Origin of the sequence: Seohaeicola sp., from assembly GCF_048006315.1 — a bacterium.
GTDB lineage: Bacteria > Pseudomonadota > Alphaproteobacteria > Rhodobacterales > Rhodobacteraceae > Seohaeicola.
The window spans coordinates 3938604-3954905 of the sequence record NZ_CP180350.1 but is presented as its reverse complement, the minus strand read 5'-3'; the positions used below and the strand labels follow the sequence as shown (position 1 = coordinate 3954905).

Annotated in this window: 18 protein-coding genes, 2 tRNA genes and 1 riboswitch; of the genes, 15 read left to right on the top strand and 5 right to left on the bottom strand. The window is 65.6% G+C overall.

Going from position 1 to position 16302, the window contains the following annotated elements; translation table 11 throughout:
• The first annotated feature begins 133 nt into the window (after positions 1-133).
• From ectA to ACMUJL_RS19530, 4 genes are all read left to right on the top strand, one after another.
• Positions 134-736 carry a diaminobutyrate acetyltransferase gene (gene ectA, locus ACMUJL_RS19545; RefSeq protein WP_375571568.1) on the top strand — a complete coding sequence of 201 codons (603 nt, stop codon included), beginning with the start codon at positions 134-136 and terminating at the stop codon, positions 734-736.
• 30 nt (positions 737-766) lie between these two features.
• Positions 767-2071, top strand: a complete 1305-nt coding sequence (ectB, locus tag ACMUJL_RS19540; RefSeq protein ID WP_375571570.1) for a diaminobutyrate--2-oxoglutarate transaminase — start codon at positions 767-769, stop codon at positions 2069-2071.
• 6 nt (positions 2072-2077) lie between these two features.
• Complete coding sequence (locus tag ACMUJL_RS19535) at positions 2078-2461, top strand: ectoine synthase (protein ID WP_375571572.1); 384 nt, start codon at positions 2078-2080, stop codon at positions 2459-2461.
• Positions 2462-2536: 75 nt separating this feature from the next.
• Positions 2537-3970, top strand: a complete 1434-nt coding sequence (locus ACMUJL_RS19530; RefSeq protein WP_375571574.1) for an aspartate kinase — start codon at positions 2537-2539, stop codon at positions 3968-3970.
• A gap of 51 nt (positions 3971-4021) precedes the next feature.
• Here the strand turns inward: ACMUJL_RS19530 and ACMUJL_RS19525 are convergent, their stop codons facing one another.
• Positions 4022-4615, bottom strand: coding sequence for a methyltransferase domain-containing protein (locus ACMUJL_RS19525; RefSeq protein WP_068294571.1), 594 nt, complete (start codon positions 4613-4615; stop codon positions 4022-4024).
• Between the two features lie 124 nt (positions 4616-4739).
• Between ACMUJL_RS19525 and ACMUJL_RS19520 the strand changes: the two genes are divergently transcribed.
• The 10 genes from ACMUJL_RS19520 to ACMUJL_RS19475 all read left to right on the top strand — a co-directional run bounded on the left by ACMUJL_RS19520 (position 4740) and on the right by ACMUJL_RS19475 (position 12589).
• Positions 4740-5675 (top strand): MBL fold metallo-hydrolase, encoded by a 936-nt coding sequence (locus tag ACMUJL_RS19520; RefSeq protein WP_375571577.1) that lies wholly within the window; start codon positions 4740-4742, stop codon positions 5673-5675.
• 50 nt (positions 5676-5725) lie between these two features.
• Positions 5726-5826, top strand: a riboswitch (TPP riboswitch).
• Between the two features lie 64 nt (positions 5827-5890).
• Positions 5891-6694 carry a bifunctional hydroxymethylpyrimidine kinase/phosphomethylpyrimidine kinase gene (gene thiD / locus ACMUJL_RS19515; RefSeq protein WP_375571579.1) on the top strand — a complete coding sequence of 268 codons (804 nt, stop codon included), beginning with the start codon at positions 5891-5893 and terminating at the stop codon, positions 6692-6694.
• Positions 6687-7661, top strand: a complete 975-nt coding sequence (locus tag ACMUJL_RS19510) for an FAD-dependent oxidoreductase (RefSeq protein WP_068294578.1) — start codon at positions 6687-6689, stop codon at positions 7659-7661. The genes thiD and ACMUJL_RS19510 overlap by 8 nt, the downstream gene beginning before the upstream one ends.
• Positions 7651-7848: a sulfur carrier protein ThiS gene (gene thiS, locus ACMUJL_RS19505; RefSeq protein ID WP_068294581.1), complete on the top strand. Its 198-nt coding sequence runs from the start codon at positions 7651-7653 to the stop codon at positions 7846-7848. The genes ACMUJL_RS19510 and thiS overlap by 11 nt, the downstream gene beginning before the upstream one ends.
• Position 7849: 1 nt before the next feature.
• On the top strand, positions 7850-8611 hold the full coding sequence (locus ACMUJL_RS19500; protein ID WP_068294584.1) for a thiazole synthase: 762 nt from the start codon (positions 7850-7852) through the stop codon (positions 8609-8611).
• Positions 8608-9204 carry a thiamine phosphate synthase gene (locus tag ACMUJL_RS19495; protein ID WP_375571582.1) on the top strand — a complete coding sequence of 199 codons (597 nt, stop codon included), beginning with the start codon at positions 8608-8610 and terminating at the stop codon, positions 9202-9204. Before ACMUJL_RS19500 ends, ACMUJL_RS19495 begins: the two co-directional genes overlap by 4 nt.
• Complete coding sequence (locus ACMUJL_RS19490; protein WP_375571584.1) at positions 9201-10169, top strand: HesA/MoeB/ThiF family protein; 969 nt, start codon at positions 9201-9203, stop codon at positions 10167-10169. The genes ACMUJL_RS19495 and ACMUJL_RS19490 overlap by 4 nt, the downstream gene beginning before the upstream one ends.
• A 19-nt stretch (positions 10170-10188) precedes the next feature.
• On the top strand, positions 10189-11136 hold the full coding sequence (locus ACMUJL_RS19485; protein WP_375571586.1) for an ABC transporter substrate-binding protein: 948 nt from the start codon (positions 10189-10191) through the stop codon (positions 11134-11136).
• Positions 11133-11864, top strand: a complete 732-nt coding sequence (locus ACMUJL_RS19480) for an ABC transporter ATP-binding protein (protein WP_375571588.1) — start codon at positions 11133-11135, stop codon at positions 11862-11864. Before ACMUJL_RS19485 ends, ACMUJL_RS19480 begins: the two co-directional genes overlap by 4 nt.
• Positions 11861-12589: an ABC transporter permease gene (locus tag ACMUJL_RS19475; protein ID WP_068294597.1), complete on the top strand. Its 729-nt coding sequence runs from the start codon at positions 11861-11863 to the stop codon at positions 12587-12589. The genes ACMUJL_RS19480 and ACMUJL_RS19475 overlap by 4 nt, the downstream gene beginning before the upstream one ends.
• A gap of 50 nt (positions 12590-12639) precedes the next feature.
• Here the strand turns inward: ACMUJL_RS19475 and ACMUJL_RS19470 are convergent.
• The 3 genes from ACMUJL_RS19470 to ACMUJL_RS19460 all read right to left on the bottom strand — a co-directional run bounded on the left by ACMUJL_RS19470 (position 12640) and on the right by ACMUJL_RS19460 (position 13356).
• Positions 12640-12715, bottom strand: a tRNA-Val gene (locus ACMUJL_RS19470).
• 145 nt (positions 12716-12860) lie between these two features.
• Positions 12861-12935: transfer RNA gene (locus ACMUJL_RS19465), tRNA-Val, on the bottom strand.
• Between the two features lie 19 nt (positions 12936-12954).
• Positions 12955-13356 carry an HU family DNA-binding protein gene (locus ACMUJL_RS19460; RefSeq protein WP_416914411.1) on the bottom strand — a complete coding sequence of 134 codons (402 nt, stop codon included), beginning with the start codon at positions 13354-13356 and terminating at the stop codon, positions 12955-12957.
• Positions 13357-13378: 22 nt separating this feature from the next.
• Here ACMUJL_RS19460 and ACMUJL_RS19455 point away from each other — a divergent pair, with 22 nt between their 5' ends.
• Complete coding sequence (locus ACMUJL_RS19455; protein WP_416914410.1) at positions 13379-13615, top strand: hypothetical protein; 237 nt, start codon at positions 13379-13381, stop codon at positions 13613-13615.
• 94 nt (positions 13616-13709) lie between these two features.
• Here ACMUJL_RS19455 and lon read toward each other — a convergent pair whose 3' ends face one another.
• Positions 13710-16118, bottom strand: coding sequence for an endopeptidase La (gene lon, locus ACMUJL_RS19450; RefSeq protein WP_068294601.1), 2409 nt, complete (start codon positions 16116-16118; stop codon positions 13710-13712).
• Positions 16119-16302 lie beyond the last annotated feature (184 nt).

The following is a 16302-nucleotide window of genomic DNA, read 5'->3' as shown; positions in this document are numbered from 1 at the left end:
GCGCCTTCAGGCACTATATATAGGTTATTAGGCCGAAAAATGCAAATCAGGCGCCTATTTGCCTAGGGGGTTGCATTTTGATCATCAAAGCTTATGTTTCGGTCATCGAATGAAATAGCGACATGAGGGACTGATGTCTGACACCGCAAATACGCTCAAGGCCCGAAGGCCGAACGTCCGACTGCGCAAACCGACCGTCGAAGACGGGTCGGATGTCTGGGCGCTGATCAGCACCTGCAAGCCGCTTGACGAGAATTCGATGTATTTCAACCTGATCCAGTGCGACCACTTCGCCGACACCTGCATCCTTGCGGAACGCGAAGGCCGGATCGTCGGCTGGATCTCGGGCCATATCCCGCCCGAAAAGCCGGAAACGCTTTTTGTCTGGCAGGTCGCCGTCAGCGCCGAGGCGCGCGGACTGGGCCTTGCAGGACGCATGTTGCGCGCCCTGTTCGACCGTCCCGAACTGGCCGATGTCACGCGGATCGAAACCACGATCACGCGCGACAACAAACCCTCCTGGGGCCTGTTCCGCGCCTTTGCGCGCAAGCGCGGCGGCACCCTGACCCATGCCCCCCATTTCGAACGCGGCACCCATTTCGACGGCGCGCATGCCACCGAATACCTTGTCGAAATCGACTTTTCCGAGGCCGCGAAGACCACGCTGCAGGACGCCGCACGCGCGGCATCCGATGCGGCACAAGGCCAGGACAGCGCGCGCCAGCAGGCCGCCTGACCCCCCATTCCCAATCCGAAAGGCTACATCATGACACGCACCGACCACGCCGGTGTCTCCGGCATCTATACCCGTCGCGAATCCGAAGCCCGCAGCTATTGCCGCAGCTTCCCCACCGAATTCGTCAAGGCGTCCAACGCCACGATGACGGATGCATCGGGCCGCGACTACATCGACTTTCTGGCGGGCTGTTCCTCGCTGAACTACGGACATAATGACCCGGACATGAAGGATGCGCTGATCGCCCATATCGCGGCGGACGGCGTGACCCATGGCCTGGACATGCATACCAACGCCAAGACCGCCTTTCTGGAAACCTTCGAAGAGGTGATCCTGAAGCCGCGCGGCATGGATCACAAGATCATGATGACCGGCCCCACCGGCACCAACGCGGTCGAGGCCGCGATGAAGCTGGCCCGCAAGGTCACGGGGCGCCACAATATCGTGGCCTTCACCAACGGCTTTCACGGCATGACGCTGGGCGCGCTTGGCGCCACCGGCAACGCGGGCAAGCGCGGCGGTGCGGGCATGCCGATCCCCGGCGTGACCCACCTGCCCTATGAAGGCGCCTTCGGCCCCGGCGTCGATACGCTGGCACAGATCGAGATGATGCTGGACAACCCCTCCTCCGGCATGGACGCGCCAGCCGCCTTCCTGCTGGAACCCGTGCAGGGCGAAGGCGGTCTGAACGCCGCATCCGCCAAATGGATCAAGGGCATCGCAGCCCTGGCCAAGCGTCATGGCGCGCTGCTGATCCTGGATGACATCCAGGCGGGCATCGGCCGCACAGGCACGTTCTTTTCCTTCGAAGAGATGGGTGTCGTCCCCGACATGATCCCGCTGGCGAAGTCGCTGTCGGGCATGGGCCTGCCCTTCGCGGCCCTGCTGATCCGGCCCGAATTCGACATCTGGAAGCCGGCCGAGCACAACGGCACCTTCCGGGGCAACAACCACGCCTTCGTCACGGCGCGTGTCGCGCTGAAGAAATTCTGGTCGGACGACAGGTTCCAGACCGAGATCGCGGAAAAGGCCAAGGTGCTGAACCAGCGCCTTGCCGATATCGCCGCTTCGGTGCCCGGCGCAACCCTGAAGGGGCGCGGCATGATGCAGGGTGTCGATGTGACCTCGGGCGAGCTGGCCGGTGCGATCTGCGCCGACTGTTTCGATCAGGGCCTGATCATCGAGACCTCGGGCGCCCATGACGAGGTGGTCAAGGTACTGGCCCCGCTGACCATTCCGATGGCGCAGCTCAAGGCCGGTCTCGATATCCTCGAGGCCGCGACACGCGCCCGGACCGCCCCCCATAGCCACAGCCAGAAGATTGCAGCGGAGTAAGCAGACATGATCGTTCGTGATTTCAATATCGAGAAGAAGACAGATCGCCGGGTGGCGGATCAGAAATGGGAATCCGTGCGCCTGCTGCTGGCCGATGACGGAATGGGCTTTTCCTTCCACATCACCACCATTCAGGCCGGTAGTGAGCATACGTTCCACTACAAGAACCATTTCGAGAGCGTTTATTGCATCTCTGGCGAGGGCGAGATCGAGGATCTGGCCACCGGCAAGGTCCATCAGATCACGCCCGGCGTGATGTATGCGCTGAACCTGCATGACAAGCACACGCTGCGCGCGCGCCGCGAACTTGTGCTGGCCTGCTGCTTCAACCCGCCGGTCACCGGCAAGGAAGTGCACCGCGCCGACGGCTCCTACGCGCTGGCCGACTGATCCACCCGATCCATCCAGACACATGACCCAACACGAAAGGGCGACCGGCCGACATGACGCCGGCGCGATTCCCACATGACACATACCGTTGAAAAGATCGGCGGCACCTGCATGAGCCGCGCCCCCGAACTGCTGGACAGCCTTTATCTGCGCGATGATCCCTATGGGCGCATCTTCGTGGTCTCGGCCTTCGGCGGGATCACCAATGCGCTGCTGGAGCACAAGAAATCGGGCCAGTCCGGTGTCTATGCCCTGTTTGCCGATGCCGACAACGACGAAGGCTGGTCCGAGGCGCTGACCGCGACCGGTGCCGAGATGATGCGCGTGCATGGCGGGATCCTGGACGATATCGGCGACCGCCAGCGCGCGGATGCCTTCGTGCGCGACCGGATCGAGGGCGCGCGCGCCTGCATGATCGACCTGCAGCGCCTGTGCTCTTACGGGCATTTCCGGATCAACGCCCATCTGCTGACCCTGCGCGAACTGTTGTCGGGCCTGGGCGAGGCGCATTCCGCCTTTGTCACCACGATGCTTTTGAACCGCCACGGGGTGAATGCGCGCTTCGTCGACCTGACAGGCTGGCGCGACGATAGCCAGCCCAGCCTTGAACAGCGCCTGGAACAGGGGCTGGACGGGCTGGACCTGGCCTCGGATCTGCCGATCGTGACGGGCTATGCCCAATGTTCCGAAGGTCTGATGCGCGAATACGATCGCGGCTATACCGAGGTGGTCTTTGCCCATCTGGCCGCGCGCACCGGCGCCGCCGAGGCGATCATCCACAAGGAATTCCACCTCTCCAGCGCCGATCCCAAGCTGGTGGGGCTGGACGCCGTGCGCAAGATCGGGCGCACCTCCTATGACGTGGCCGATCAGCTGTCGAACCTGGGGATGGAGGCGATCCACCCCAATGCCGCCAAGATCCTGCGCCAGGCCGATGTGCCGCTGCGCGTCAAACATGCGTTCGAACCCGAGGATCCCGGCACCTTCATCGGCCCCGATGGCGGCACGCCGGGCCGGGTCGAGATGGTCACGGGCCTGGGCGTCTATGCATTCGAACTGTTCGAGCCGGACATGGTGGGCGCGAAAGGCTATGACGCGGCCATTCTGGATGCGCTGACGCGGCATGACATCTGGATCGTCTCCAAGACCTCGAACGCCAATTGCATCACCCATTGGCTGGACGGATCGCTGAAATCCATCCGTCGGGCGGAACGCGATCTGGCCAAGCGCTTCCCCACGGCCGAGATCACGACCCGCAACCTCGCGCTGGTCTCGGTCATCGGCAGCGACCTGTCCAGCCTGGGCGTGATGCGGCGTGCGCTGAATGCGCTGGATGCGGCGGATATCCACCCCATCGCGATGCAGCAAGGCACCCGCCGGGTCGAGATGCAGGTGATGATCGACAAGTCGCAGATGGCGCAGACGATCAAGGTGCTGCACAAGGCGCTGATCGAGGATGCGCAGCAGTTTGATACCGCCACCGTCCAGCAGGCGATGGCCGCTGGGTGACAGGCATCACACCCTCTGATCGACAGGGCGCGCGCCACGCAGGTGCGCGCCTTATCCTTTTGAAAACACCGCCATCTGGCTGGCGCCGCCCAGATCGGGATGCGCGCCCGCGATATCGCTGATCCGCACCGCGTAACCGGTCCGGTCCATGACGCCCCCGGCCCAGTCGCGAAACTGCGCCCTTGTCCATTCGAACCGGTGATCGGGCCTGCGGAACCGTGTCCTTGGCACCCCCAGCAGATCGTTGAATTCGGCATTGGGCGTGGTCACGATCACCCCGGCCGGGCGCATCACGCCGAACAGCGCCTGTTCCAGCGCGGGCAGTTGCGCGGGGGCCAGATGCTCGATCGTTTCCACAAGGCAGGCGCAATCGAACCCGGCAAGCTCGGGATGCGGCGCGGTCATCGACCCCTCGCGCGCCTCGGCCCGCGCACCGCGCGGATGGCGCGCCAGCCTCGCGCGGCAAAGCTCCAGCGCGACCCTGTCCAGATCAAGCCCCACGATCTGCGCGATGTCCGGCTGATCCAGCAGGGGCAGCATCAGGTCACCCGACCCGCAGCCCAGGTCCAGCACCCGCCTGGCCCCCATGGCCTGCAACGCGCCCGTCACCGCGTCCAGCCGTGCCTGATGCCACCAGTTGCTCATGGCTTGCGCCGGATCGTCATCCGATATCCCCTGCCCGGATCCCTGCCCGTGTCTTAGCAGAGAGTTTGGCACTGGACAGCCCCCAGCCCTTCGCCGATCATATTCAAAATTCGGAGGATATTGCATGACACCCGCCCAGATGATCCGGCGACTTGCCCCGGCGATCGCCCTGATCTGCATGATGCCGCCCGTGCAGGCCCTTGCCGATGTGCTGACCGTGCAGCCCGTGACCCAAGACATCTGGGCGCTGGTCGGCCCCAAGGAACAGCGCGACGCGGACAATCTGGCCAACAACGCCACCTTCGGGCTGATCGTGACCCCGGCAGGCGCGGTGCTGGTCGATCCGGGCGGTTCCTGGAAGGGTGCCGCAATGCTCCATGACACCATCCGCACGATCACGGATCAACCGGTGACCCATGTGATCAATACCGGCGGGCAGGATCACCGCTGGCTGGGCAATGGCTATTGGCAGGCGCAGGGCGCGCAGGTGATCGCCTCGGATGAGGCCGTCGCGGACCAGGCCGCCCGCGCCTCGATGCAGATGAGCGGGCTGGCCCAATTGCTGGGCGACGGGCTGGACGGGACCGAACCGGCCTTTGCCGATATCACCTTCGCGACCGATCACAGCCTTGAGCTTGGCGGGCTGCGGATCGAGATCATGCACCGTGGTCAGGCCCATACGCCCGGCGACAGCTATGTCTGGATCCCCGCCCGCCAGACCGTGTTGACCGGCGATATCGTCTATACCGAACGCCTTCTGGGCAACGGGCCGCAATCCAATGTCAAAAGCTGGATCGCCGTCTTCGAAGAGATGGCCCGCCTTGCCCCCCGGCACCTTGTGCCCGGTCACGGGGCCGCGACCACGCTGGAACAGGCCACGCGCGACACCCATGACTACCTAGTGAACCTGCGCCAGCAGATCGGCGCCCTGATCGAGGCCGGCGGCACCATCATCGAGGCCCCCGGCATCGACCAGTCAGCCTTTGCCTATCTGGAACAGTTCGACGCCTTGGCCGGACGCAATGCGCAGGCCGCCTATGAGCAGATGGAATGGGAATGACCCCGCGCAAAGACACTTGAAGCGGCCCCGAATCTCACCTAGCTTTCCCTTGCAAACCGTTGGGGTGCCCGTCCGGGGCTGAGAGGCGCAAAGCCAACCCATCGAACCTGATCCGGGTCATACCGGCGGAGGGAACGGTGCCATCATTGGGCTTTTCGCGCCCCTGATCCGTCTCCTTGCAGCCGCTGATCCCCCAGACGCAAGGAAGACCGGGCATGGCCCCCATCGCATTGACCATAGCAGGCTCCGACAGCGGGGGCGGCGCAGGCATTCAGGCCGATCTCAAGACATTCTCGGCCCTCGGCGTCTATGGGGCCAGCGTGATCACCGCGCTGACCGCGCAGAACACCCGCGCTGTCACGCGTGTCGAACCCGCCAGCCCCGCGATGATCGCCGCCCAGATCGCGGCGGTCTTTGACGATCTGGACATTCGCGCGGTCAAGCTGGGCATGCTGGGCGCAGGCGATGCGATCCGCACGGTCGCGGCGGGCCTTCGGGCGCGCACCGTGCCCATTGTCCTTGACCCGGTGATGATCGCGAAATCCGGCGATGCGCTGCTGCCGGATGAGGCGGTAGGCACCCTGCGAACCGATCTGCTGCCCATAGCCACGCTGCTGACCCCGAACCTGCCCGAGGCCGCCCGTCTGCTCGACTGCGCCCCCGCGCAAGACGAGGCCGCGATGCAGGACCAGGGCCGCGCCCTGCTGGCGCTTGGCGCGACGGCCGTGCTGATGAAGGGCGGGCACGGCGCGGGCGATATCTGCACCGACCTGCTGATCACGGCAGACGGCACCCTGCGCCTGACCGCGCCCCGGCGGGCGACGCGCAACACCCACGGCACCGGATGCACCCTGTCCGCGGCTGTCGCCGCCGGGCTGGCGCAGGGCATGGGGCTGGCCGCCGCTGTGACCCGCGCCCATGGCTATCTGCAAGGCGCGATTGCCGCCGCCGACACGCTGCGCATCGGCCATGGCCATGGCCCCGTGCATCATTTCCACGCGGTCTGGTCGCATGGCTGATGTCACCATCATCGGCGCGGGGGTCGCGGGCCTCTGGGCGGCCCATGCGCTGTCGCAGCGCGGCATCACCCCGCGCCTGATCGACCGCCACGGCGCCCCCGGCGCGCATGGCTGTTCCTGGTGGGCGGGCGGCATGCTTGCGCCCTTCTGCGAAGGCGCCACATCCGAACCCGCCGTGATCGCCCATGGACAGCGCGCCGCGTCAGACTGGGCCGGGGTGACCGAGGTGACGCAAAACGGCTCTCTCGTCGTCGCACTGGCCCGCGACCGGGCCGAACTGGACCGGTTCGCCCGCCGCACGTCAGGCCATGACCGGATCGGCGGCGCGGCGCTGGCCGATCTGGAACCCGACCTTGCAACGGCCGGGCGCGAGGCGCTGCTCTTCGGGACCGAAGCGCATCTGTCCCCGCGCCGCGCACTGGCCGATCTGGTCGCCGCGCTGGCGGTGAAAGGCATCACCATCGAACAGGCGGAGGCCACGCCCGACGACATCCCCGGCACCGTGATCGACTGTCGTGGACTTGCCGCCAACCTGCCCGGACTGCGCGGCGTGCGCGGCGAGATGGTGATGCTGCGCACACCCGATGTGACGCTGGCGCGCCCGGTGCGCCTGCTGCATCCGCGCCATCCGCTTTACATCGTGCCGCGCGGCGATGGTGTCTTCATGCTGGGCGCGACCCAGATCGAAAGCGCCGCCCCCGGCCCCGTGACCGCCCGCGCCCTGCTGGAACTGCTGTCAGCCGCCTATGCGCTGCACCCGGCCTTTGCCGAGGCGCAGGTGATCGAGACCGGCGCGGATCTGCGCCCCGCCTTTGCCGATCACGTCCCCCGCGTGATCCGCCGGGGCCGGGTGCTGCATCTGAACGGCCTTTTCCGCCACGGCTATCTGATGGCCCCGGCACTGGCGCGGCAGGCGGCGGACTACCTGGAAACCGGCACGAAAGGAGACCTGTTCCATGAGGATTGAGGTAAACGGTGAAGCGCGCGACATCGCCGCCACCACCCTGGCGGATGCGCTGGCGGAACTGGGCTGGGGTGGCGCGAAGGTCGCGACCGCCCTGAACGGTGCGTTCGTTCCCGCCACGGCCCGCGCCGCGCAGCCCCTGCGCGACGGCGACCGGATCGAAGTCCTTGCCCCGATGCAGGGGGGCTGAGATGCGCGATTTCTATGGCGTGACGCTGGACAGCCCCCTGATGCTGGGCACGGCGCAATACCCGTCCCCCGCCGTGATGGAGGCCGCGTTCCGCGCCTCTGGCGCATCCGTCGCCACGGTGTCGCTGCGCCGCGAAACCGGGGGCGGTCAGGCCTTCTGGCAGATCATCAAGGGGCTGGGCCTGCATGTGCTGCCCAATACCGCAGGCTGCTATTCCGCGCGCGAGGCGGTCACCACCGCCCGCATGGCCCGCGAGGTCTTCGAGACGAACTGGATCAAGCTTGAGGTGATCGGCCATGCCGACACGCTGCAACCCGATCCTTTCGGCCTGCTGGAGGCAGCCGAGACCCTGGCCGCCGAAGGTTTCCAGGTGTTTCCCTACACCACCGAGGACCAGGTGCTGGCGCAACGCCTTGTCGATGCGGGATGCCGCGTGCTGATGCCATGGGGCGCGCCCATCGGGTCCGGCCTGGGGCTGAACAACCGTTACGGGCTGCGCATGCTGCGCGCGGCCTTCCCGGACATTCCCATGGTCGTGGATGCCGGGCTTGGCCTGCCCAGCCATGCCGCCGATGCGATGGAAATGGGCTTTGACGCGGTTCTTCTGAACACCGCCGTGGCGCAGGCCGACGATCCCGTGGCAATGGCAACAGCCTTCGGTCTGGCAGCGCGCGCGGGCCGGATGGCCCATGGCGCAGGCCCCATGGCCCCACGCGACATGGCCGTGCCCTCCACCCCCGTCATCGGAAAGGCCTGGCTATGACGCTGCCCCGTTTCTACCCGATCTTCGACAGCGCGTCATGGCTGGAACGCGCCCTGCCGCTGGGCGTGAAACTGGTGCAACTGCGCCTCAAGGACATGGAGGATGCGGCCTTGCGCGCCGAGATCCGCAAGGGTCTGGCGCTTGTGCGCCGGCATGGCGCGGCACTGGTGATCAATGACCACTGGCAGATCGCCATCGACGCGGGCGCGGACTGGCTGCACCTCGGGCAAGAGGATCTTGATACCGCCGACATCCCCGCGATCCGCCGCGCGGGGTTGAAGCTGGGCCTGTCCACCCATGACCATGCCGAACTGGACCGCGCCTTGGCGCTGTCCCCGGATTATGTCGCCCTCGGGCCGGTTTACCCGACTATCCTCAAGCAGATGAAATGGCACCAGCAGGGGCTTGAACGCGTGACCGAATGGAAGCGCCTTGTCGGCAAGGTCCCCCTCTGCGCCATCGGGGGCCTGACCCCCGAGCGTGGCCGCGCCTGCCTTGCGGCCGGGGCCGATACCGTCGCCGCCGTGACCGACATCACCCTCAACCCCGCCCCCGAGGCGCGGATGCGCGACTGGCTGGAGGCATGCGGATGAGCCGCTATGCGCGCCAGGCGATCCTGCCGCAGGTCGGCGCGGAAGGTCAGGCGCGGCTGAGCGCGGCCCATGTGCTTGTGGTGGGCGCGGGGGGCTTGGGCGTGCCCGTGCTGCAATACCTGACGGGCGCGGGTGTGGGCCGCATCACGCTGGTCGATGGTGACCGCATCGCCACCCATAACCTGCACCGCCAACCGCTTTACCGGATGGACCAGGTGGGCCGCTTCAAGGCCGAGGCAGCGACCGAGGCGCTGGCCGCCCTGAACCCCGAGGTCACGGTCGAACCTGTCACCACATGGCTGGACCCGGCCAATGCCCCCGTGCTGGTCGCAAGGGCCGATCTGGTCATGGACTGCGCCGATACATTCGCGGCCAGCCTGACCCTGTCGGATGCCTGCATGGCGGCGGGCAAGCCGCTGATCGCGGCCTCGGCCCTTGCCATGTCGGGCTATGCGGCCGGTTTCTGCGGCGGCGCACCAAGCCTGCGCGCCCTCTTCCCAGACCTGCCCGAACGGGGTGCCACCTGCGACACGGCAGGGGTGATGGGGCCGGTTGTGGCCACCATCGGCGCCGTGCAGGCACAGATGGCCCTGTCGGCCCTGCTGGGTCTGCAACCCGCACCACTGGGGCAACTGATCAGCTTTGATGCCGCGCAATGGCGCTTTGGCGGCTTCCGCTTCGACGCGGCCGCCGAACCCGCCCATGTCCTGCCCTTTGTCGCGCCATCCCAGATCGGCCCCGCCGATCTGGTGATCGACCTGCGCACCGAGGAACCCGCCCCCTTCCGCAAGGATGCCCTGCACCTGTCGCCCGATCAAATGCACGGCCAGCCCCTGCCCCCGGAAGGATCGCGCGTGATCCTGGCCTGCCGCACCGGGCTGCGCGCCCATCACGCAGGATGCGCCCTGCAATCCCGCTGGACAGGCCAGATCGCTCTGCTGGCCGTCCCCCCGACAGATCAATAACCCCGAAAGGCCTAGACCCATGAAAACCCCATGTGCCGCCCTCGCCCTCTGCCTGACGCTCGCTTTGCCGGCACAGGCACAGGACAAACTGACCCTGATGCTAGACTGGTTCGTGAACCCCGATCACGGCCCGATCATCCTGGCGCAGGAAAACGGATATTTCACGCAAGCGGGCCTCGAGGTCGAGATCGTGACCCCCGCCGATCCCAACGATCCGCCGCGCATGGTCGCCGCAGGGCGTGTCGATCTGGCGGTGTCCTACCAGCCGCAACTGCACCTCAGCCGCCACGCGGGCCTGCCGCTTGTGCGCGTCGGCACGCTGGTGGAAACCCCGCTGACCTGCCTTGTGGTGCTGGCCGATGGTCCGGTGCAATCCATCCCCGATCTGAAGGGCCGCAAGGTGGGCTTTGCCGTCGCCGGCGTACAGGAGGTGATGCTGAACGCGATGCTGGCCCATCATGGCCTTGCCCCCGGCGATGTCGAGCAGATCAACATCGGCTGGTCGATCAGCCCCGCGCTGATGTCGGGACAGGTCGATGCGGTGATCGGCGCCTTCCGCAACTTCGAGCTCAATCAACTGACGCTGGAAGGCAAGACAGGGCGCTGTTTCTACCCCGAGGCCGAGGGCATCCCCAGCTATGACGAGCTGATCTACGTGGCCGACCCCGCCCGCATGGACGCAGGCGTGATCGCGCGCTTCCTGCAGGCCACCGAACGCGCGGCGCTGGATATCGTGAACGATCCCGACACCGCCTGGCAGATCTTCCGCGACACCGACACGGCGCTGGATACCGACCTGAACCGACTGGCCTGGGCCGACACATGGCCGCGCTTTGCCATGCGCCCCGCCGCGCTGGACCTCGGCCGCTATCAGCGCCTCGAGGCGTTCCTGGCCGCATCCGGCGCGACGAAGGGCGGCATTCCCGCCGCCGATCTGGCCGTGGATGTCAGCGGAACGACCGAGTGACGGCCCCCGCCCTGCATCTGACCGGCGATCTGTGTCTGGGCGGGCGGCGGCTCTGCCCCGGTCTGGACCTGCACTGCGCCGCCGGGACCTGGACGGTGCTTCTGGGCCCCTCCGGTGTGGGAAAATCCAGCCTCGCAAGGCTGATCGCGGGCCTGCCCTGCCCCGCGCATCTGACGGGCGGCATTGCCGCTGACGACGGCATGTCCCTGGCCGGGCGCGTCACGCTGATGGCCCAGACCGATCAGCTTTTGCCCTGGGCCGATGCGCTGGCGAATGTCACCCTTGGCGCAAGGCTCCGCGGGGACCGGCCCGATCCCGACCGCGCGCTGGCCCTGCTCGGGCGGGTCGGGCTGGAAGGCCATGCAGACCGCCGCCCCGCCACCCTCTCGGGCGGGCAACGCCAGCGGCTGGCCCTTGCCCGCACCCTGATGGAGGATCGCCCCATCGTCGTGCTGGACGAGCCCTTCTCGGCCCTTGATGCGGCAACCCGCGCCACCATGCAGGACCTTGCCGCCGAGGTTCTGCAAGGTTGCACCGTCATCCTGATCACCCATGACCCGCTGGAGGCGGCACGCCTTGGAACCGGGGCATGGCTGCTGGACCCGACGGGCGCAACACCGCTTGGCCTGCCCGCGACACAGGCACCCCGCCCGCTGTCCGACCCCGCCACCCTTGCCGCACAGGCAGATCTCTATCGTCGCCTGATGACCCCGGATCACGCCGCATGACGCGCCTTCTTCCCGGATTGGCCGCGCTTGTCTTCGGGCTGACCCTCTGGCAGGTCGTGGTCTGGGCGACGGGTGTTCCGCATTTCATTCTGCCCGGCCCGATGCGCGTGGCGTCGGCCCTGCGCGACAACGCCGCCCTGTTGGGCGCACAGGCTGGCGTGACCCTTGCAAATCTGGCCATGGGGCTGACGGCAGGTATCGCACTTGGCATGGCCTCGGCGCTCAACCTCGCCATGTCACCGGCGGCCCGGCTGCTGCTGCGCCCGCTTATGGTCTTTGCGCAGGCCGTGCCCGTCTTCGCCCTGGCCCCGATCATCACCCTTTGGCTGGGCTATGGCGCGCCGTCCAAGGTCGTGATGGTGGCGCTGGTCACCTATTTCCCGGTGACATCGGCCTTTTTCGACGGGTTGATGCGCCTGCCGCCCGATCTGGACGACCTGGCCCGCCAGATGCAGGCGCGCCCGCTGCGCCGCTTGCTGCTGCTGCAACTGCCCCATGCCCTGCCCGCGCTGGGATCGGGGTTGCGGCTGGCGGCGGTGCAGGCCCCCTTCGCGGTGATCATCGCGGAATGGGTCGGCGCGTCGAAAGGGCTGGGCCATCTGATGCTGCTGTCGAATGGCCGCGCCCAAACCGACCTGATGTTTGCCGCCCTGATCCTGCTGGCCGCGATCAGCCTTTGCCTGTTCCTGGCGGCCGACCGGCTGGCCCGGCACTGGGACCGCTGATCAGCGCAACAGCCTGATCCTGATAGGGAATTCTTGATAAAGGCAAAGCGTGGTGGGTGATGAGAGACTCGAACTCCCGACATCTTCGGTGTAAACGAAGCGCTCTACCAACTGAGCTAATCACCCCTGCGGCCTGATTAGCCAAAGCCGACATCCCGCGCAAGACCGGATCGGCACAGTTCGCGCCTGTCGGATCACAAAACCATCGGCGCAACAGAAAGCCCCGCACGACACCGCGGCGGGGCTGTCAGACGACCATCTAGAGGAAGGATGGTGGGTGATAAGAGATTCGAACTCCTGACATCTTCGATGTGAACGAAGCGCTCTACCACTGAGCTAATCACCCGGTCCGAGGGCTTTTAAACTCAGTCGTCGTCCTCTGCAAGAGCCTCTTTGTCCGCTTTTTCGGCCCCGCCATTCTGGCGCAGCTTGCAGATCATGACCTGCCCGCCATTGGTCTGCTTGACGCGCGTCACCTTCAGCCGCCCAAGGGGCTGAAGGTTCAACTCGCGCGAGTTGGCCAGCGACTTGCCAAGGACTGCCAGCATGGCGTCGACGACCTGCCGTGCATCCTTCTTCTTGACGCCCGAACGTTTGACAACCGCATCGACCAGTTCGCGTTTCTTCATCTCCGGCCCCTGCACTGCCGGAGTTGACGATTGCACCAGCTTGGGGGTCGCGGCGACCGCGTCGCTGACCGGTGGCAGCCCCTCCAGTGCCGCGGGCTTGGCCGGGGCTGTGGTTTCAGCGGCGGTATTTGTTTCCACATCAGAAACAACTGCTGGCGCTTTGGGTGGTTCCACCTTGGGGCGCGGCGCCGGCTTCGTGGCCGTGGCCCGTGTCACGGGCTTGGCGGCGGCTTTCGGTTTTGCAGCAGGCTTGGGCTTTGCGGTCGAAACCTTAGGTTTCGCCGTCTTTGGTTTGCTTGTCACCTTTTTGACCACCTTCTCAGAACCGCTCACCAGCACCACTCCTTTTGGCATGAATCTGTTTCACTACAGGAAACGCATATCGCAGTCCGCATGACAAGGCATGAAAAATCGGCGGCCCCGCAACAGGACCGCCGATCAGGATCTTGCGACACACCGTCAGGCAACACGGCCCTGACGGATGGGCACCATCAATGGGCGATGGCGCTGCTTGAGGGTTCGGACTTGGACACCGCCGCGGCCGCGGCTGCCTCCTCGGCTTCCTCGTCCCATTCGATCGGCTCGGGCTCGCGCACAAGCGCTAGCTTGAGAACCTCGGACACGTGGCTGACCGGGATGATCTCCAGCCCTTCCTTCACATTGTCCGGAATCTCGGCCAGGTCCTTCTCGTTCTCGGTCGGGATCAGCACCGTCTTGATGCCACCACGCAGGGCCGCCAGCAGCTTTTCCTTGAGGCCCCCGATCGGCATCGCATTGCCGCGCAACGACACCTCGCCCGTCATGGCGATGTCCTTGCGGACGGGGATCTGCGTCAGCACCGACACGATCGAGGTGACCATCGCCAGACCCGCGCTTGGCCCGTCCTTGGGGGTTGCCCCGTCCGGGACGTGCACATGGATGTCGATCTTGTCGAACTTCGTGGGCTTGACCCCGATCTTCGGGCTGATCGACCGCACGTAGGAGCTGGCCGCGTCGATGCTTTCCTTCATCACATCGCCCAGCTTGCCCGTGGTCTTCATGCGGCCCTTGCCCGGCAGGCGCAGCGCCTCGATCGACAGAAGGTCACCACCCACCGAGGTCCAGGCCAGCCCGGTGACAACACCGATCTGGTCCTCTGCCTCGGCCAGACCATAGCGGAACTTCTTGACGCCCAGAAAGGTATCCAGGTTGTCCTCGTCCACCACGACCTTGGTCGCTTCCTTCTTGACGATCATCGTCACGGCCTTGCGGGCCAGTTTCGCGATCTCGCGCTCCAGGTTCCGCACGCCCGCTTCGCGGGTATAGCGGCGGATCATCTCGTTCAGCGCGCCATCGGTGATCACGAATTCACCCTTGCGCAGACCATGGTCCTTGATCTTCTTCGAGATCAGGTGGTGCCGCGCGATCTCGCGCTTCTCGTCCTCGGTATAGCCGGCCAGCGAAATGATCTCCATCCGGTCCAGAAGGGGACCGGGCATGTTGTAGGAGTTCGCCGTGGTCAGGAACATCACGTTTGACAGGTCATATTCGACCTCAAGGTAGTGATCCACGAAAGTGGCGTTCTGTTCCGGGTCCAGCACCTCGAGCATGGCGGATGCCGGATCGCCCCGGAAATCCTGGCCCATCTTGTCTATCTCATCCAGCAGGATCAGCGGGTTCGTGGTCTTGGCCTTCTTCAGCGCCTGGATGATCTTGCCGGGCATGGAGCCGATATAGGTGCGGCGGTGGCCCCGGATCTCGGATTCGTCACGCACCCCGCCCAGCGAAATACGGATGAATTCGCGCCCCGTGGCGCGCGCCACGGATTTGCCAAGACTGGTCTTGCCCACGCCCGGAGGGCCGACAAGGCACATGATCGGGCCTTTCAGCTTCTGGCTGCGCTGCTGCACCGCCAGATATTCGACGATGCGTTCCTTGACCTTTTCCAGACCATAGTGATCGGCATCCAGAACCTCCTGCGCCTTGTGCAGGTCCTTCTTGACGCGGCTTTTCAGGCCCCATGGCAGGCCAAGCATCCAGTCCAGGTAGTTGCGCACCACCGTGGCCTCGGCCGACATCGGCGACATGGTCTTGAGCTTCTTCAGCTCGGCCTCGGCCTTGTCGCGGGCTTCCTTGCTCAGCTTCGTGCCCTTGATGCGCTCTTCCAGCTCGGCCAGCTCATTGCCGCCGTCCTCGCCGTCGCCCAGCTCCTTCTGAATGGCCTTCATCTGCTCATTCAGGTAGTATTCGCGCTGGGTGCGCTCCATCTGGCTTTTGACGCGGGTCTTGATCTTCTTCTCGACCTGCAGCACGGACATCTCGCCCTGCATGAGGCCGTAAACCTTCTCAAGCCGCTCGCTCACGCTGAGGGTTTCCAGAAGGTTCTGTTTCTGGCCCACGTCGATGCCCAGGTGGCCGGCCACCAGATCCGCCAGCTTGGCGGGGTCGGTGGTTTCCGACACGGCGACCAGCGCCTCTTCGGGGATGTTCTTCTTGATCTTGGCGTAGCGCTCGAATTCGGCCGTCACCGTGCGCAACAGCGCCTCGATCGTGGCGGCATCGCCCGATGTCTCGGTCAGGTATTCGGCGCGCGCCTCGAAAAAGCGGTCATTGGTCAGGTATTCGGTGATGCGCACCCGCGCCTGCCCCTCGACCAGCACCTTGACGGTGCCATCGGGCAGCTTCAGCAGTTGCAGCACATTCGCCAGCACACCGGTGCCGTAGATCCCGTCGGATGCCGGATCGTCGATCGAAGGGTCGATCTGGCTGGACAGCAGGATCTGCTTGTCATCGGCCATCACCTCTTCCAGCGCGCGGACGGATTTCTCGCGGCCGACGAAAAGCGGCACGATCATGTGCGGGAACACAACGATATCGCGCAGCGGCAGAACGGGATAGGAGGGGTTCAGGGGTTCTTGCATGCTCGGTCCTTTGTTCGGCAGACGTCGCGATCCCGACAATCGGCAACCGGGGCGTCTCCATTCACCTGTCGTTAATCTGGGGCGCGGATGCCCCAGTTTCAAGCGTCGTCCCGTGACGCCTGCGTGCAGAATGCCCCTCTGCCTCGTTCAGGGCAAGGCGCGAAATGCGCCCGATTTGATCAAT

Bases quoted from the DNA above. Each gene is read 5' to 3' on its own strand.
- ectA (WP_375571568.1), top strand. From the start codon at position 134: ATGTCTGACACCGCAAATACGCTCAAGGCCCGAAGGCCGAACGTCCGA.
- ACMUJL_RS19525 (WP_068294571.1), bottom strand. From the start codon at position 4,615: ATGAGCAACTGGTGGCATCAGGCACGGCTGGACGCGGTGACGGGCGCG.
- ACMUJL_RS19500 (WP_068294584.1), top strand. From the start codon at position 7,850: ATGCGCGATTTCTATGGCGTGACGCTGGACAGCCCCCTGATGCTGGGC.
- ACMUJL_RS19530 (WP_375571574.1), top strand. From the start codon at position 2,537: ATGACACATACCGTTGAAAAGATCGGCGGCACCTGCATGAGCCGCGCC.
- ACMUJL_RS19510 (WP_068294578.1), top strand. From the start codon at position 6,687: ATGGCTGATGTCACCATCATCGGCGCGGGGGTCGCGGGCCTCTGGGCG.
- ACMUJL_RS19485 (WP_375571586.1), top strand. From the start codon at position 10,189: ATGAAAACCCCATGTGCCGCCCTCGCCCTCTGCCTGACGCTCGCTTTG.
- ACMUJL_RS19520 (WP_375571577.1), top strand. From the start codon at position 4,740: ATGACACCCGCCCAGATGATCCGGCGACTTGCCCCGGCGATCGCCCTG.
- ACMUJL_RS19495 (WP_375571582.1), top strand. From the start codon at position 8,608: ATGACGCTGCCCCGTTTCTACCCGATCTTCGACAGCGCGTCATGGCTG.
- thiD (WP_375571579.1), top strand. From the start codon at position 5,891: ATGGCCCCCATCGCATTGACCATAGCAGGCTCCGACAGCGGGGGCGGC.
- ACMUJL_RS19475 (WP_068294597.1), top strand. From the start codon at position 11,861: ATGACGCGCCTTCTTCCCGGATTGGCCGCGCTTGTCTTCGGGCTGACC.
- thiS (WP_068294581.1), top strand. From the start codon at position 7,651: ATGAGGATTGAGGTAAACGGTGAAGCGCGCGACATCGCCGCCACCACC.
- lon (WP_068294601.1), bottom strand. From the start codon at position 16,118: ATGCAAGAACCCCTGAACCCCTCCTATCCCGTTCTGCCGCTGCGCGAT.
- ACMUJL_RS19490 (WP_375571584.1), top strand. From the start codon at position 9,201: ATGAGCCGCTATGCGCGCCAGGCGATCCTGCCGCAGGTCGGCGCGGAA.
- ectB (WP_375571570.1), top strand. From the start codon at position 767: ATGACACGCACCGACCACGCCGGTGTCTCCGGCATCTATACCCGTCGC.
- ACMUJL_RS19535 (WP_375571572.1), top strand. From the start codon at position 2,078: ATGATCGTTCGTGATTTCAATATCGAGAAGAAGACAGATCGCCGGGTG.